The following is a 15,844-nucleotide window of genomic DNA, read 5'->3' on the forward strand; positions in this document are numbered from 1 at the left end:
GTGCGATGGACAGGGCCGCGCATTGGCAGACCCTGTCCTTACAATCAATGACTGGAAGCGCTGGCAGCACCCAGGCCGGTCTGGGCGCGAACGAACTGGTCGGCGTAAGCGTCACGTTCCTTCTCGGCGCGCACACTGCGGTCGAGCCTGGACACCACGACAATCACCAGGAACGCCAGCGGCATGGAGAACAGGGCAGGGTGGTCGTACGGGAAGATGGCGTGGGCATGACCGAGCACGGTCACCCACACCGCGGGCGACAGGATCACCAGCACCAGTGCGCAGATCAGGCCGGCGAAACCGCCGATAATTGCGCCCTTGGTCGTCAGGCCTTTCCAGTACATGGCCATGATCAGCACCGGGAAGTTGGTCGATGCGGCAATGCCGAAGGTCAGGCCCACCAGGAACGCGACGTTCATCTTCTCGAACAGGATGCCCAGCAGGATCGCGATGATGCCCAGGCCCACGGTCGCCATGCGCGTAACACGCATTTCCTGTTTCTCGCTGGCCTGGCCTTTCTTGAACACGGTGGCATAGAGATCGTGGGAGATCGCCGAAGCACCGGCCAGGGCCAGCCCGGAGACCACCGCCAGGATGGTGGCGAACGCCACAGCCGCGAGGAAACCGAAGAACAGGTTGCCGCCGACCGCCTTGGCCAGGTGCATGGCAACCATGTTGCCGCCGCCGATCAGGGCACCGCCGACTTCACCGTTGACGTAGTACTGCGGATCGGTACCGATGATCACCATCGCGGCAAAGCCAAGGGTGCAGACCACGAGGAAGAAGAAGCCGATGAAGCCGGTGGCATAGAACACCGACTTGCGGGCTTCCTTGGCATTGGGCACGGTGAAAAAACGCATCAGGATGTGCGGCAGGCCGGCGATGCCGAACACCAGGCCCAACGACATCGAGGCGGTATTGATCGGGTCGGCGAGCATCGAGCCCGGACCCATGATGTTCCAGCCACTGGCGTGGGCCTGGACGGCCTTGTCGGCCAGGGTCTCGTAGCTGAAACCGAACTGCGACATTGCCATGACCGCAAGCGTGGTGCCGCCGGCCAGCAACAGCACGGCCTTGATGATCTGCACCCAGGTGGTCGCGATCATGCCGCCGAAGATCACGTAGACCAGCATCAACGCACCGACGATAACCACCGCCACCGGGTAGTCGAGGCCAAACAGCAGCTTGATCAACTGGCCCGCGCCCACCATCTGCACGATCAGGTAGCAGCACACCACGGTCAACGAGCCGAAGGCCGCGAAGATTCGCACCTTGTTCTGGTCCAGTCGATAGGAAACGATGTCGGCGAAGGTATAGCGTCCCAAATTGCGCAGACGCTCGGCCATCAGGAAGGTGATGATCGGCCAGCCGACGAAGAAACCGATGGTATAGATGAAACCATCGTAGCCCTTGGCAAACACCAGGCTGGATAGCCCCAGCAGGGTGGCTGCGGACATGTAGTCACCGGCAATCGCCAGGCCGTTCTGGAATCCGGTGATGCCACCGCCCGCGGTGTAGAAGTCGGAGGTGGACTTGGTTTGGCGCGCAGCCCACCAGGTGATGGCCAGCGTGCCCAGCACGAAGACGAAGAACATGCCGATGGCATTCAGGTTGAGCGGTTGTTTTTCCACCACGCCCAGCGCTGGCGCGGCAATGGCGACGGAAAACGGCAACAGGCCGGCGGCGGCGAGGGCAAATATACGCAACAGGTTCATCACTTGCTCTCCTCGAGAATGGTGGCGCCCAGTGCGTCGAATCGGGTGTTGGCGCTGTACACGTACCAGCCGGTCAACAACCAGGAAAACACGATGATCGCCGCGCCCACCGGCATCCCCAGCGTCAACATCCGATGTTCCCCAAGCGGCGCGTGCAGCCACTGCGGGGCAAAGGCCACCACCAGCATGAACAGGTAATAGATGCCCAGCACGGCGGCGCTCAGCGACCAGGCCAGGCGCGAGCGGCTGCTCACCAGTTGCAGGAATTTGGGATTGCTGCGAATGCGTTCGCAGCGCTGAGTGTCGGTTGAATGGATATCGGTCATCGCTAGCTCCACTTTGTTTTTGTTATCAGTCAGTGGGGGCCCGGCAGCCGAATTCGGCGTGCACGAGCCCGAAGCGGCAGGTCAATCACCTGCCGCCTGGGGGGTACAGCGTTGTGTTCGGTTAGAGCGCCTTGGCCCGGTCGCGCAGCACGTACTTCTGCACCTTGCCGGTGGATGTCTTCGGCAACAGGGTGAAGATCACCGTGCGCGGTACCTTGAATCCGGCCAGGTGTTCACGACAGAAACTGATGATGTCGGCTTCGCGAACGTCCTGGTGATCGGCCTTAAGGGTCACGAAGGCGCAGGGCGTTTCACCCCATTTTTCATCGGGACGGGCGACCACGGCCGCTTCCATGACGCCCGGGTGGCGGTAGAGCACGCCTTCGAGTTCGATGGTGGAGATGTTCTCGCCGCCGGAGATGATGATGTCCTTGAGCCGGTCCTTGATCTCGACGTAGCCATCGGGATGACAGACCGCCAGGTCGCCGGTGTGGAACCAGCCGCCTTCGAACGCTTCGGCGGTCGCGGTCGGGTTCTTCAGGTAGCCCTTCATCACGGTGTTGCCGCGCATGAAGATTTCGCCGATGGTCTGGCCGTCACGTGGGGTGGGCTCCAGTGTCGTCGAGTCGCCGACCATCACGCCCTCGAGCGTCGTATAGCGCACGCCCTGGCGGGACTTGATCTGTGCCCGTTCATCCAGGGGCAGTTCGTCCCATTCGGCATGCCAGGCGCACAGCGTCACCGGGCCATAGGTTTCGGTCAGGCCATAGACGTGAGTGACCTTGATGCCCATCTCTTCCACCGCGCCGATTACTTTGGCCGGCGGCGCCGCGCCTGCGACCATGGCATCGACCGGGTGATCGATGGCCGCTTTCGCCGATTCGGGCATGTTCACCAGGGCATTGAGCACAATGGGCGCGCCGCACAGGTGAGTGACCTGGTGCTCGCGGATCAGCGTGAGGATTTTCTGCGGGTCGACCCGGCGCAAAAACACGTGCACACCGGCCATGGCGGTAATGGTCCAGGGGTAGCACCAGCCGTTGCAATGGAACATCGGCAGTGTCCAGAGGTACACCGGATGGTTGCCCATGGCCCAGGTCATCTGGTTGCCCAAGGCATTCAGGTAGGTGCCGCGATGGTGGTAAACCACGCCCTTGGGATTGCCGGTGGTGCCAGAGGTGTAGTTCAGCGAGATGGCTTGCCACTCATTGGCCGGCCATTTCCAGTCGTAGGCAGGATCACCTTCGGCCAGCAACGCTTCGTAGTCCAGGTCGCTGACGGCCTGGCCTTCGCCGTATTCCGGGTCATTGACGTCGATCACCAGCGGCGGGTGATCCAGCATGCCGATGGCCGCGTGAATCACGCTGTGAAACTCGCGGTCGGTAATCAGCACCTTGGCTTCGCCGTGTTGCAGCATGAAGGCGATGGCCTCGGCATCCAGGCGTACGTTGAGCGGGTTGAGCACGGCGCCGATCATTGGCACGCCGAAGTGCACTTCAAGCATTTCGGGGATGTTGGGCAACATCACGGCCACCGTGTCGTCCTTGCCGATACCGCGGCCGGCCAACGCCGAGGCCAGGCGTCGGCAACGGGTGTAGGTCTGTGCCCAGGTGCGACGGATCGAGCCGTGGATCACGGCGGGATAATCCGGGTAAACGTTGGCGGTGCGCTCGATGAAGCTGAGCGGAGACAGGGCAATATGGTTGACAGCCGAAGGGCCTAGCCCTTGTTCATAGATCGACATGTACGGGTACTCGGTGGCTGATTGTTAGCTCTATAGGTGCCGCGGCGGTTTAAGCGCCGGGGTCGCCTTTTATGTCCGGAGTACCTTATATAACATTCAGCCATGGATATGGAAGTACAACCTAGGCAGTATAGTATATATACTATAGTTTCTTCTTTCGGCACCAAATCCAATGCCGCGAAACTTCCCAGGCCGGTATATGCTTGGTTTTCCTGACAAAGTGGAACCGCAATGACCCTGACTCCTGTTCGACTGCACAGCTGGTTGCGCCTGCAACGCGAAGGTGTGTCCCTGGCTGCCCGGGCCGACGCGTTGTGTCATGCGCTGCAGGATTGCCCGGAAGTGCAGCGGGCGGTGTATCTGAGTTGGCAACCCAATGCGCTGATCTACAGCCATGAGGGGGCGGCCCAGCATTTCCCGCCGGGCCTGGGCGATCCGGCGCTGGCCAGCGATCAGTTGCTGTTCGAGCAGTTGGTGGAGGCCGGGCGCCTCGATCTGGCACAGGTCCGCCAGCTCGATTGCTGGCTGGCCGGCCGCCTGCGCCGAGCCGCCATCAGTCATGGCCAGGTGTTCGACCTGGCCTTGCAGCCGGGGCAGGCGGGCTTGCTGCTGGTGGAGGTGTGCGAGGGTGTGAGTCTTGACTGGCTCGGCTGGGTGCGGGATTTGCTGACCACGCTGCTAAGCAGCGTCAACGGCATGCTGCGCGGCTCGCCGCTGCTGGGCCACGATCCTCAACCGAGCCTGTTGCTCGATGCACAGGGCCGACCGCTGGAGTTCAACGCGGCGCTGTTGGCGCTGCTGGCCGAGAAGCCATTGGCTGATGTCTTGGGCTTTCTACCGGTCAATCATCGGGTGCTGGTGCGCGCCTGCCTGGATCAGCAACGGGCCATTGAAGGCGTCGAGGCTCAGTTCGAAACGCAGATCCTGATCTGGACATTCATTCCCGACCCGCAGGATAACCGCGTGCTCGCCCGATGCCGCGACGCCACGAGCCAAGTGCTGGCGGAACGTGAAGCGGCCACCGCACGTCGGCTGTACCGGCTGATCATCGAAAACACCACCGACCTGATTTCCCGCCACACCCCGCACGGGCGCTTCCTCGATGCGTCGCCCGCGTCCTGGACATTGCTTGGCTACTGGCCGGAAGAATTGCGCGGGCAAATGGCCCAGGGCCTGTTCCATGGCCAGGATCTGGCCGGCCTGATGCAGCGCGCCCGGGATGCATTGGAGCAGGACGGCTATCACACCATGACCTATCGCATCCGCCATCGCGACGGCCATTACCTGTGGTTCGAAACCGCCAGCCGGGCCATTCGCGAAACCTACACCGGGACGGTGGTCGAAATAGTCAGCGTATCCCGGGACATTACGGCCCGGGTGCTCGCCGAGGAGAATAAACGACGCCTGGCCGAAGTGGTCGAAGCCAACACCGACCCGGTGCTGTTTATCGCTCCCGAGGGCCATGTCACCTACCTCAATCCCGCCGCGCGCCACATCCTTGGGATTGCAGAGCAGCAAGCAATGCCGACCCTGGCCGATCTGTTCGCCAGCGGTGATTTGGCACGCCTGCAACGGGATGGCTGGAGCAGCGCCGAACGCGACGGCGTCTGGAGCACCGATGCACGCTTGTTACCAACGGGCGGCGGCACGTCAGTGCCGGTGTCGCTGGTGTTGCTGGCCCACCGTTCCGCCGGCGGCGAGCGTTATTACTCGCTGGTGGCGCGGGACATGACCGAACGGGAACTGCGCGAAGCGCAACAACGCCGTCATCAGGATGAACTGGCCCACACCGCGCGCCTGGTCACACTCGGTGAACTGGCTTCGGGCATCGCCCACGAAATCAACCAGCCGCTGGCTGCCGTGGTTAATTACGCCAACGCCAGCCAACGCTATCTGCAGACACTGGCCGCCAATCCCCAGGCTGCCGCCCGGGTGGCGCAAGGCCTGGAGCGCATCACCCATCACGCCACCCACGCTTCCGAAGTGATCCGTCGCTTACGTTCCTTTTTACGCAAGGGCCAGCGTCGCATGCAGGCGCTGAACCTGACCGACGTTGCCCGCGAAGCCGTGCGCTTGTGCGCCTGGGAAGCCAGTAATTGCCAAGTGACAATCGAGGATCGCCTGCCGGATAATCTGCCGCCCGTTTATGCCGACCGCGTGTTGCTGGAACAGGTGCTGCTCAATCTGTTGCGCAATGCCATCGACGCCAACCGTGACCGGCATCCCGACCAGCCTTCGCTGATCGTGATGGCGGTGGAGCAGGGCAGTGGCGCCAGCGTGGAAATCAGCGTGCAGGACCAGGGGCCGGGCGTCACCGAGCCCGAGCTCGAGCAGATATTTACCCCGTTCTATACCAGCAAGCCCGACGGCCTGGGGCTCGGATTGTCCATGAGCCGCAGCATCATCGAAGGTTTCGGTGGCGAACTGAACGCCCGGCGCAGGCCTGTCGGGCTGCTGATGTGTTGCCGATTGCCGCTTGCACCCAACAAAACAACAACAGGAATGACGTAATGGCAGGTGTGGCGGAGCACGTGGTGTATGTGGTCGACGATGACCAGGGGATGCTCGAATCGACGGTCTGGTTACTGGAGTCGGTCGGCCTGACGGCCCTGCCGTTTACCAGTGGCGTCGAGTTTCTCGAGGCCTGCGATGCCAGCCTGGATGCCTGTGTGCTGCTCGACGTGCGCATGCCCGGCATGGGCGGGTTGAACGTGCAGGAAGAAATGCGCGTCCGCCAGCTGAATCTGCCGATCATCTTTGTCAGCGGGCACGCCGATGTGCCAATCGTGGTGCGTGCGTTCAAGGCCGGTGCCCATGATTTCATCGAGAAGCCCTATAACGAGCAGTTGCTGCTGGACAGCGTGCAACAAGCGCTGGGCAATTGTGCTGCGCATCGCTGCGGCAATCAGGGCCAGGAGGCGTTGCAGGCCCGTTTGCTCACGCTCACACCGAGAGAGCGCGACGTCATGTTGCCCTTGGTGCAGGGCTACACCACCCGCGAAATCGCTGAGCAACTGGGCGTCAGTGCCAAAACCGTCGACCTGTATCGTTCTCGCGTGATGAAACGCATGCAGGCCAACACATTGCCCGACCTCGTGGGCATGGCCATCGCGGCAAACATGGTGGATCCACTGAAGCTGCGTTGATCCTTCACGTTGTCAATTGTGCGTCTATGCTGGGCTAACCGAGTTTTCCTTCAGTTAACTGCCAGGAGATGTCCATGGTACCCATGCCGCTGTCAGAGAAGGCCTTGTCCCGCGGGTTGCTCGATATCTTGATCCGCGCCGGACTGATCGTCGTGCTGGTGCTGTTCTGCTTTGAGATTTTCCGTCCGTTTCGCGACTTGATGCTGTGGTCGATCATTCTCGCGATCACCCTCTATCCCTTGCAAACACGGCTCAGGGGACCGATGGGAGAAAAAGACGGACGCATTGCGACGCTGATCGTGCTGGTAGCCATCGCCATCCTCATGGTCCCGATCTACCTGATGGGTACCTCGATTGCCGATTCGGTCGAAAACGCCATGACCGTGGTTCGGGACGAAGGCATCAGCATTCCACCACCGTCCGAATCCGTCGCCAGCTGGCCATTGGTGGGTAAACCGTTGTCGGCGCTGTGGCTGCAGGCTTCCACCGACCTGCCCGGGCTGACGGCGAAGTACATACCGCAAATCAAGGATGTCAGTCTGTCGTTGCTGGGCAAGGTGGCTGGCGTCGGCATGGGTTTGCTGATGTTCATTGTCGCGCTGATCATTGCCGGGATCTTCATGGCCTATGGCGAAGCGGGTAGCCGCGCCTCGGTGCAGATCGCCTCGCGGATCAGCGGACCGGAGAAAGGCCCCCAAGTGGCCGCACTGTGCACCGCAACCATCCGCGCCGTGGCGCTCGGGGTGGTCGGCATTGCGTTCATCCAGATGCTGCTGGTGGGGCTCGGGTTCGTGTTCAAGGGGGTTCCCGGCGCCGGGTTGCTCGCATTGGCGGTGCTGCTGCTGGGTATCATGCAGTTGCCGGCAACCTTGATAACGGTACCGGTCATTGCCTTTGTCATCGGTACCGAAGGGGCCAACACCATGACCATCATCTTCTCCATCTACGTCTTCGTCGCAGGCCTGGTGGACAACGTGCTCAAGCCATTGATGCTGGGGCGCGGGGTCGACGTGCCGATGCCGGTGATATTGATCGGCGCCTTGGGCGGGATGGTCACCGGCGGCATCCTTGGCTTGTTCATCGGCCCGGTGGTGCTGGCGGTGGGTTATCAGTTGTTCTGGCAGTGGGTGCAGGATCCGCCACCGCCGGTGGTGGAGGAACGGCTGTAAAGAGGGTCGAAAAGGGACCGGCACGCCGTCGGCCGGTTCCGGGTTCAGAGCCCGAGGTAACAGCAGTAGACAAGGGCCAATGCGGCGGCGACACCGAAGGCCCCCAGCGCCTTGATGATCAAGGGGTGCGTGGACTCGGGGTTGATCACGGGCTGCAGGCGGGGATCCGGGAAGGCCACCGGTTGATAGCACCCGCGCATGATTGCCAGGTAGGTGTAGCGCAAACCGATCAACAGGAACAGGCTCGCCAGGCTGAGGAGCAGGGTGGCGAAGGTCGCAGGTCCGGTCGCCGTTTTCCCGTGCTCATTTTCGCAGGCCGCGCTGTCGACTTCCACGACACTGATTTGCCCATGATCCGTCGAAGGGCGTACGGCTTCATTGAGCAGCCTGGCCTGTTGCACCAGGTCCAGGGTCTGGTACTGCCAGAGCGTCGTTGAGCCTTCCCGGCAGTAGGTGAACGTCCCAGGGCTTTGCGCGGCAACGATGCATGCGTCGTCAATCCCACGCTTCTTGAGCGTTTCCATGGCTGTTCTGGAGAAATCCAGATCGAGCACCGGAGCAATCCCCGTGGCGCAAACCGCGCCCGAGACCAGCAGTCCCCCCACAACGCCGATAGTTGAAGTTTTCAAGGCTGGATTTCCTGGTTTTTATTGGCTTTTTTGTCAGGGACGCGGAGCTTGAATGAACCTGCCAGTAGTGGAGTCTAGAACGCGTTAGTCACTTTGATAAGCATGCGCATTTAAAAAATTGAACGGGTCGGACTATTCGCAGTCATCGGCAACGGCCTTCTCGGCGCGCTGGATTTCCTGCTTGATGTCGGTGGTGATGCGCTGTTCCTTGCGTTCCTGAACGAGGAACTTTTGCTCGCCCCGGGATTTGACCTCTGCATCTTCGGCATGGATCTGTTTCTCGATGGCGGCAGAATGCTGGTCGATCACGGCATCGACCTCGGCTTCGTTCTTTGCCGTATCCAGCGCCGAGACCAGTTTGCCGGCCTCGGCCTTTTCAGCTTCGGCGTAGGCTTCGACCGACAACCCGGCGGCCAGGGCCCGCGCCTGTACTTCCAGGTCCTTGAGGTGCTGGCGCGCTAACGTACAGACCGCTTCCTGGCGCTGACTCTGGAGCGTTTTCCAGGTGTGCAACCCATAGACAGCGGTACCGATGACGACGACGGTAACAGCGACCCCCAGTAGCTTGGCTTTCATTCCATCCCCTCAAGTGGCCACGAAACAGCCTTAGGCAATGATTCCCGAATCCATTCGGGGGAAAGAAAAGCGTAGCAGACTGGGTGGCACTCCAGTGCCATATGGTTGGCAAGAAAGGCTTTGCAGGAGAAAACTCGCGCTTACGCTGGGTTACTTTCGCTTGACTGGTTGGCGGCGCACCAACGATTTCGTCCCTGTTGTTTCGCCGCATAAAGCAAGGCATCTGCGGCTTTGATCAAGGTAGCCGGCGTCACGCCCTCGACGCTCGGCCGGCTGGTGGTAATGCCCGCACTGGCCGTGACCCTGCCCAAGGGATGGGCATTATGCTCGATGTCCATTGATCGAATGGCTTGCAAAACCTCTTCGGCGACCTGGGCTGCGCCCGCGCCATCGGTGTTGGGAAGCAGTACTGTAAATTCCTCTCCACCGTACCTGACGGCCAGGTCCCCTGGTCTTTTGACCACCCTCTGGATCGCCGCGCCTACCGCGGCCAGGCAATCATCGCCGGCGGCGTGCCCATAGCTGTCGTTGTAGCGCTTGAAGTAATCGACATCGAGCATGATCAATGACAGCGTGGAGCGCTGGCGTGCGGCCAGGCGAATCTCGTCAAGCAGCGCAGTATCCAGGCGCCGACGATTGCCCAGGCCGGTCAGGCTGTCGGTCAGCGCCATGTCACGCATGGCCTGGTGCGCGTGACGCAACTTTCTTTCCGTGACCATTCTCTGGCGCAACTGACTGAGGACGATGAGCCCGAACACCGCGAGCACCCCGATCAGCACCACCAGCACACACCCGGTTTTCAATAGATCACGACGCCAGGGGGCGGTGATCGATTCACGGGAAAGTCCGGCTTCCACCACCAGCGGGTAGGTGGTCAAGGCACGGTAAGCGTACAGGCGTTCGGTGTCGTCCACGACGGCCTTGACTTCGGCGATGCCTTGGTTGGCGCTGGGTAGATAGCGCTTGAAAATTTCGCTGTTCGCCAGGCTCTTGCCGACCACGGAGGCAATGAACGGACGCCGAACCAGGATGCTTCCGCTGCGCGTGGCCAGCACCAGGGCACCCTTGTCATCGATCTTGAAATCGCCGTAGTAGTCGACGAAGTAGCTGACCTTGATCGTCCCCAGCAGAACGCCGGCGAAGGAGCCATCCGGATTGTTCAAGCGCCGGGAGATGGGGATGATCAGGTCGTTGGTGGATCGACTGGTGACCACCTCGCCGATGCGCACGTTTTTATCTTCGTGCGTGCGGTGATACTGGAAGTAATCGCGGTCGGCGTTGTTCACGGGCTCCGGCGTAACGTCCTTGTCTGTCACTATCCATTGCCCGTCAGGGCCGTAGATGAACAGGCCATGCAGCTGCGGCATGATTTTCGATTGCTGGACCAACAGCTTGTGGATACGCGGGACGTCGATATTCTGCAAGCCGTCGCCTTCCACCCGTTCAGCGAGCGCGGCGGTCAGTACATCCACTTGCCGGATGGCATCTTCGGCGTGCTGCGCCGTGGCTCGCGCCAGGTTCGTCACCGAGTCGCGGGCAGAGGCGAAGGCTGACCGGTAATCACGCCACGTGCGCCAACCCTCAACTGCCAGAAACGCCAGGACCACCACCAGCATGAAGCTCACGGTGAGTCGGAAGACAGCTCCAGCCCGCAACGTTCTTGCAGAGACATTCTCAATGCCGCCATCGACCAGGGGGGCGGGCTGCTTGCGTCCAGGCATCAACCTCTCCTTTTGCGAGCGATCCGGACACGCCGCTCACCCTCTTCAACTGCCCGGGCTCGTCGAAACACTGGGCTATACAAGACCGACAAATGACAGGATAACCAGCACGATCACGACGGCACCAACGATGTAGATAATATTGTTCATGGGGACCACCTCTGTATCTCAAGGGATAACGACACCGGGGTGTCTAGTACAAATGACACCTGCGTTCACCCTTGCGTTCCGCAATCGGCCACCATCAGCCCTCGTGTTCGTCTCTGGTTCTCGTGTGAGCCTGCTGATAGATGTGGTTGACCATCGCGAAAAACAGGCCCGTGGATAACCCGCACATGAGAATGCCGGTCAATCCTTCGATTGGCGCGAGCAACCGCCAGGGCGTTGCCAGCACCACCTCTCCGTAGCCAATCGTCGCGTAGGTGACGGCCGAGAAGTACAGGGCCGTTTCGAGATCGGGCAGGCATTGCTGCCACAGATAAAACGCTGCCCAGATCGAGATTTCCGCCAGGTGGAGCAAAACCAGGTAAACGGCCACCCAGGCCAACCTCCAGCTAACGGCCCAGAGTTTCGTCGCAGACTTCCTGCGATCCAGAAGCCTGAGCATCAGCGCGATGCCGACGGCGTGTACGATCACCGTACTGACCGCCAGCCCCCAGGCGAAAAGGATATTTGAAGACATCGGTGTTCCTCCGTCCACATCGACCCAGGCACCCGAGCGTGGCAACAAGGGGGTGCCGCTTGACTCTAGACGATGGATGGCTGGGCAACCAGCCAGCGCCTTCGCGCCTGGGGTTATTGACCCAGCAGGAGAGCGAGCTTGCTCGCGAAAAACCCGAGAGCACCGCGGGGTGTCAGGATCCCCGCGTCATCGTTGACCTTCATCGCTGGCAAGCCAGCTCCTACAGTGGATCGGGTACACCCGCCAATGATTGGGTAGAATTCAATATTCTTGAGGTGTTGCGAACTTCGACAGGTAGTAAAAAAACTTGGCTCGACATTCTGCGTTTTCGCCATGGCTGGCATTGTTGCTACTTTGCCTGACGCTTGAAGTACCCGCCCAGACCCATGCATGCCCGGCTGGCGAAAAGCAGGTGTGTCTGGACAGCTGCATCTGCCTGCCGGACCTGTGGCAGTTGCCTGATGACATCTACCAGATCGCCGCACCGGCTCTGGCACTGTGGCTGACTCAGGCCCGCGCTGAAGCAGCCATCGCCGGCACCCAACCGATTCCAGCGCATATCCGCGAGCAACTGTTGCGCTGGTACGACCCCGGCGTCCTCGATGTCGCGCGCTACAAAGTCAGCGACAACGGCCAGTTCAGCGCCGCCACCGCCATGCTGCGAAACCCCGATGTCGGTGCCGTGACGCTGATCGACATCATCCTCTTTCGCGATGCAGAAACCGCCGAACAGAACGTCGCGCTCTGGGCTCATGAACTCAAGCATGTGCAGCAGTACCAGGAATGGGGGGTAGAAGGGTTCGCCCAGCGCTATACCCAGGATTTCAATGCCGTGGAGGCGCCGGCTTATGCCATCCAGGCGCAGGTCAGGCGGGCGCTGCGGGAAGGGACTTACTGAAGAGCAAAAGATCGCAGCCTGCGGCAGCTCCTACAGGGATCGAGTCAATCTTTGGTTGCGGTGGTGACTCGTCGAGCCATCAACCTGTCCCACCTAAAACAACTCCAAAATGGCCACACCCCATGCACCCGTTACGACAAAGCCTGCATAACGAACTGCACGCGCGCCCGTCCCTGTATTTCGATGAGCCGGCCCATGTGTTTCACCTGGCGTTCCTCGGCGCCGAACAGGTGTGCAATGCCTTTCTTCGAGACTGCAGCCTGGCGGCCCTCGACCTGACTGCCGTCCAGGGCATCACCCGGCTCGATGGTCATGCGCTGAAATGGGAACGCCATGCCGAGTTTTTCACCCTGACCCTGGTGGTTACTTCTTCCAGCGATGAGTTGTCCTGGACGGCGCTGCCCGAAGTGTTGGCGCAGAAAATCCAGGCACATTTGCCGGCGCTCATCAATTCGGTGCAGATCGTGGTACGGGGTGAAGCGCAGCTGGATCTTTCCCGCTACAGCTTCAAGGACCCCTGCGGTTCCTGTGTGGGCGGTGGCGACGCGGTGGTCTGGAGCGATTTTCGCATCAGCGAGGATGGCAGCAACCACCTGTTGTTCATCAACCGGCGCCTGAACGCATACCGCCAGGGGCGGATGATACGTCGCCTGCTGGAAATCGAAACCTATCGGATGATGGCCTCGTTATCCCTGACCATGGCCAAGGACTTGAGCGCGCAGCTGGATGTCTTTGACAAGACCTTGGTCACCCTGTCCGAACGTAATGCCGACCCCAACGGCAGTAATGCCAAGGCCCTGCTGGCGGACATCTCCAACCTTTCCGCCCAGGTGGTCAGCAATACCGCGAAAACCCGCCACCGATTCAGCGCGACCCAGGCCTATGCCCAACTGGTGTTCGAGCGCCTGGGTGAATTGCGCGAAAGCCACGTGGGTGATTGCCAGCGCCTTGGCGTGTTCATCGAACGCCGCTTCAAGCCCACCGTCAGATACTGCACCGCCACCGAGCAGCGACTGGAGCACTTGGCCGAAAGCGTGGCCAACCTGGGCGATCTGCTGCAGGCACGGGTCCAGGTCGAAATGGAAGAACAGAACTCGGAAATCCTCAAAAGCCTGAACGCCCGCGCCGACGCGCAGATCAAGATCCAGCGCGCCGTGGAAGGCCTGTCGATCATAGCCATCAGCTACTACCTGCTGAGTCTGCTCAAGTTGGGTTACTCGGGACTACACCTGCTCGGTGTCGAGCTGACCCCGCGCGAAGCCATGTTGGCCATGGCGCCGCTGGCGATCGGGATTCTTGCGTGGATCATCCTTCATATCAGGAAAGTCAAAGAGCATTGAAACGACGAAAGGACGATGGGCTGCAGTCGAACAACCGGCTGAACCAGCGGGAGAAGGCGCTCAGTTCGGAAAAGCCGAGGACACCGGCAATTTCGCTCAAGGGCTGCTGGGGGTTTGTCAGGTAACGGGTCGCCAGTTCCCTGGGTACTTGCTCCAGCAGCGAAGAAAATGTCGCGCCCTCCATGACCAAGGCGGCCTGAGCGGCAAGAAAGCCCTGGTGACCGTGACCCTGGGCGGGCGTGAACACATGTTCGGCGAGGAAGCGATCCACGGCCCCCTGGATGACATGTTGCGCCCGCTGTTGCGCGGGACCTTGGCCTATGTCGGGCTGGAGGTGCTGCCACCTTTTGTCGGTTGGCACGTCCCGTACATCAGCGCGCAAGAACGCCAGGCATTTTTGCTCAGCTATCGCCAGCGCCTGGAAAACATCGAAGCGGATGAACCCATCGAGTACCCACGCTTGAGTCAGTTCGATGATCGACTGTATCCGCTCCAACCCAATACCTTGTGATGCCGCGTCTCGCAGGTTCGCCTAGGCGCTGGCATCGTCTTCATGCTCATCGGCGAAGGCCATGAGCACGTCCAGATCGAGCACATCCAGCTTGATCCGAGAGATAAAGGCGGAGAAGGCCAGGTTGGCGGCGAGCCGGCGCAGGTCGCAGGCCCAGGCCGGCACATGGACGGGTGGCTGCAGCCAGCCGGACTCGAAGAGCGGGGCCAGGCGAACGGTGTCCCCCAGGCTCAGGCGCCCGGCGAACAGATAGCCGACCAGCTCCGGTCGGTTGTCACGGATCGCGATGCGCAGCAGGGTGTGCACGCCGAGCAGACCGGTCAGGTAGGCCGCATCCTTGGTGAACGCCGAACCGCCGCGCAGATCGGCGCCGCGAAAGACCCGCTGGGTCGAACGAAAAGATTCCTCCTGGGTCTGACCGGCCGCGAGAAAGCCTTCGAACACCTGGATGAAATCGGCGCCATCCAGCGCCTGTTGTACCGCCAGCACGCGCAAGGCGAGGCGACGCAGGCGGTTGATGTCCATGCTGCCGGTGAACAGCTCAGCCAGGGTGGCGATGCCTTCCTGGGTCTGGGTGGTACGCGGCGCGCCCAGGCCAAGGCTCTTGAGGTTCGATTGCAGCGCGCCGTTCTGCGCCGTGGCCACATGCACAAAAGCCTCGTGCTGCAACAACTGGTTCTTGTCCAGTTCGCAAAACAGCGCACTGGCCCGCAGGCGAATGCGGCTCGCCCCGGCGATGGCCTTGGCCGCCAGGGTTGGATCGAGCAGCACCTTGATCCGGCCGGGGCCGAAGAAGCGGTCCAGTTCCGGTTGCATCCAGGCAGCGAAGACCTCGGCCGGAATCTCCGCCGGGCTCGGCGGGATCCGCGCACCGCCCAGAAGTGCGTCGGTAGTGTTGAGGAAGAAGTGGGCCGCATCCAGCATGCTCAGGTTCAGATTTGGGTAGGAGAAATCCGGCCGCCGGTACAGCGCCGACGAATACTGGGTAAAGGCGGGTGTGCCAATGGCACCGAGCATGTGCCCGGCCGTGGCATAGCTGCGCGCGGTCATGGCCAGGTGGCGCCCGGCTGGATGGCCCTCATCGCAGCGTTCTATAAAGCTTTCGAGCGCGTTGATGTCGGCACTGTGATCACGCGGGAGCAATTGGACCCTGGGCAACTCGGGTTGCCCGGCCCGCCAGCGCGCCAGGAAGGCTTGCTCGACTCCTTCCGGCCAGGACAGGGCGTCCAGCACGCGAATCTTGCGCACCAGGCCGGGCAGGGCGGCATCGAGTTCGGACAGGGAAAGGCTGCTCACGAAGATCTCCTTAAGAAAAGAAGTTCAATCGTAGAAGCTTAGCCGGTGTCGAGACGTCAAGCTGCCAAGCGCTCTGGCACGTTGCCTGCCC

14 protein-coding genes and 1 pseudogene are annotated in these 15,844 nt (G+C 61.2%); 6 read left to right on the forward strand and 9 right to left on the reverse strand.

All coding sequences use genetic code 11. From position 1 onward, the window contains the following. Window positions 1–44: 44 nt before the first annotated feature. From ACYP2Q_RS01750 to ACYP2Q_RS01760, 3 genes are all read right to left on the reverse strand, one after another. Window positions 45–1,715 carry a cation acetate symporter gene (locus tag ACYP2Q_RS01750; RefSeq protein WP_459728870.1) on the reverse strand — a complete coding sequence of 557 codons (1,671 nt, stop codon included), beginning with the start codon at window positions 1,713–1,715 and terminating at the stop codon, window positions 45–47. Next, window positions 1,715–2,041: a DUF485 domain-containing protein gene (locus ACYP2Q_RS01755; protein ID WP_459728871.1), complete on the reverse strand. Its 327-nt coding sequence runs from the start codon at window positions 2,039–2,041 to the stop codon at window positions 1,715–1,717. The genes ACYP2Q_RS01750 and ACYP2Q_RS01755 overlap by 1 nt, the downstream gene beginning before the upstream one ends. A 121-nt stretch (window positions 2,042–2,162) precedes the next feature. Next, the gene (locus tag ACYP2Q_RS01760) at window positions 2,163–3,785 is read right to left on the reverse strand and encodes an acyl-CoA synthetase (protein ID WP_459728872.1); all 1,623 of its coding nucleotides are present in this window, start codon (window positions 3,783–3,785) and stop codon (window positions 2,163–2,165) included. Window positions 3,786–4,016: 231 nt separating this feature from the next. Between ACYP2Q_RS01760 and ACYP2Q_RS01765 the strand changes: the two genes are divergently transcribed. From ACYP2Q_RS01765 to ACYP2Q_RS01775, 3 genes are all read left to right on the forward strand, one after another. Continuing rightward, the gene (locus ACYP2Q_RS01765; protein ID WP_459728873.1) at window positions 4,017–6,296 is read left to right on the forward strand and encodes a PAS domain-containing sensor histidine kinase; all 2,280 of its coding nucleotides are present in this window, start codon (window positions 4,017–4,019) and stop codon (window positions 6,294–6,296) included. After that, window positions 6,296–6,931, forward strand: a complete 636-nt coding sequence (locus tag ACYP2Q_RS01770; protein ID WP_459728875.1) for a response regulator transcription factor — start codon at window positions 6,296–6,298, stop codon at window positions 6,929–6,931. Before ACYP2Q_RS01765 ends, ACYP2Q_RS01770 begins: the two co-directional genes overlap by 1 nt. A 74-nt stretch (window positions 6,932–7,005) precedes the next feature. Further along, the gene (locus ACYP2Q_RS01775; RefSeq protein WP_459728876.1) at window positions 7,006–8,100 is read left to right on the forward strand and encodes an AI-2E family transporter; all 1,095 of its coding nucleotides are present in this window, start codon (window positions 7,006–7,008) and stop codon (window positions 8,098–8,100) included. A gap of 44 nt (window positions 8,101–8,144) precedes the next feature. On the opposite strand, the gene ACYP2Q_RS01780 is transcribed toward ACYP2Q_RS01775, so the two are convergent. The 4 genes from ACYP2Q_RS01780 to ACYP2Q_RS01795 form a co-directional block, all read right to left on the reverse strand. After that, window positions 8,145–8,729 carry a hypothetical protein gene (locus tag ACYP2Q_RS01780; RefSeq protein ID WP_459728877.1) on the reverse strand — a complete coding sequence of 195 codons (585 nt, stop codon included), beginning with the start codon at window positions 8,727–8,729 and terminating at the stop codon, window positions 8,145–8,147. A 132-nt stretch (window positions 8,730–8,861) separates the two neighbouring features. Then, window positions 8,862–9,305 (reverse strand): hypothetical protein, encoded by a 444-nt coding sequence (locus ACYP2Q_RS01785; protein ID WP_459728879.1) that lies wholly within the window; start codon window positions 9,303–9,305, stop codon window positions 8,862–8,864. A gap of 140 nt (window positions 9,306–9,445) precedes the next feature. Further along, the gene (locus tag ACYP2Q_RS01790) at window positions 9,446–11,026 is read right to left on the reverse strand and encodes a sensor domain-containing diguanylate cyclase (RefSeq protein WP_459728881.1); all 1,581 of its coding nucleotides are present in this window, start codon (window positions 11,024–11,026) and stop codon (window positions 9,446–9,448) included. A 244-nt stretch (window positions 11,027–11,270) separates the two neighbouring features. Then, window positions 11,271–11,708, reverse strand: coding sequence for a potassium channel family protein (locus tag ACYP2Q_RS01795; RefSeq protein WP_459728882.1), 438 nt, complete (start codon window positions 11,706–11,708; stop codon window positions 11,271–11,273). Between the two features lie 307 nt (window positions 11,709–12,015). On the opposite strand from ACYP2Q_RS01795, the gene ACYP2Q_RS01800 reads away from it, so the two are divergent. Both ACYP2Q_RS01800 and ACYP2Q_RS01805 read left to right on the forward strand, forming a co-directional pair. Next, window positions 12,016–12,606, forward strand: a complete 591-nt coding sequence (locus ACYP2Q_RS01800; RefSeq protein ID WP_459728883.1) for an eCIS core domain-containing protein — start codon at window positions 12,016–12,018, stop codon at window positions 12,604–12,606. 122 nt (window positions 12,607–12,728) lie between these two features. Then, window positions 12,729–13,946: a DUF3422 domain-containing protein gene (locus ACYP2Q_RS01805; protein WP_459728884.1), complete on the forward strand. Its 1,218-nt coding sequence runs from the start codon at window positions 12,729–12,731 to the stop codon at window positions 13,944–13,946. Here ACYP2Q_RS01805 and ACYP2Q_RS01810 read toward each other — a convergent pair. After that, the gene (locus ACYP2Q_RS01810) at window positions 13,933–14,130 is read right to left on the reverse strand and encodes a helix-turn-helix domain-containing protein (protein ID WP_459728885.1); all 198 of its coding nucleotides are present in this window, start codon (window positions 14,128–14,130) and stop codon (window positions 13,933–13,935) included. The genes ACYP2Q_RS01805 and ACYP2Q_RS01810 overlap by 14 nt on opposite strands. Between ACYP2Q_RS01810 and ACYP2Q_RS01815 the strand changes: the two are divergent. After that, a pseudogene (locus ACYP2Q_RS01815) lies at window positions 14,119–14,457 on the forward strand (NAD(P)H-dependent oxidoreductase); the annotation flags it as partial. The gene ACYP2Q_RS01810 and the pseudogene ACYP2Q_RS01815 overlap by 12 nt on opposite strands. A 21-nt stretch (window positions 14,458–14,478) precedes the next feature. Here the strand turns inward: ACYP2Q_RS01815 and ACYP2Q_RS01820 are convergent. Next, a complete protein-coding gene (locus ACYP2Q_RS01820; RefSeq protein WP_459728886.1) occupies window positions 14,479–15,753 on the reverse strand; it encodes a flavohemoglobin expression-modulating QEGLA motif protein in 1,275 nt (424 codons plus the stop codon). Between the last annotated feature and the right edge of the window lie 91 nt (window positions 15,754–15,844).

Source organism: Pseudomonas sp. MHK4 (assembly GCF_054600775.1).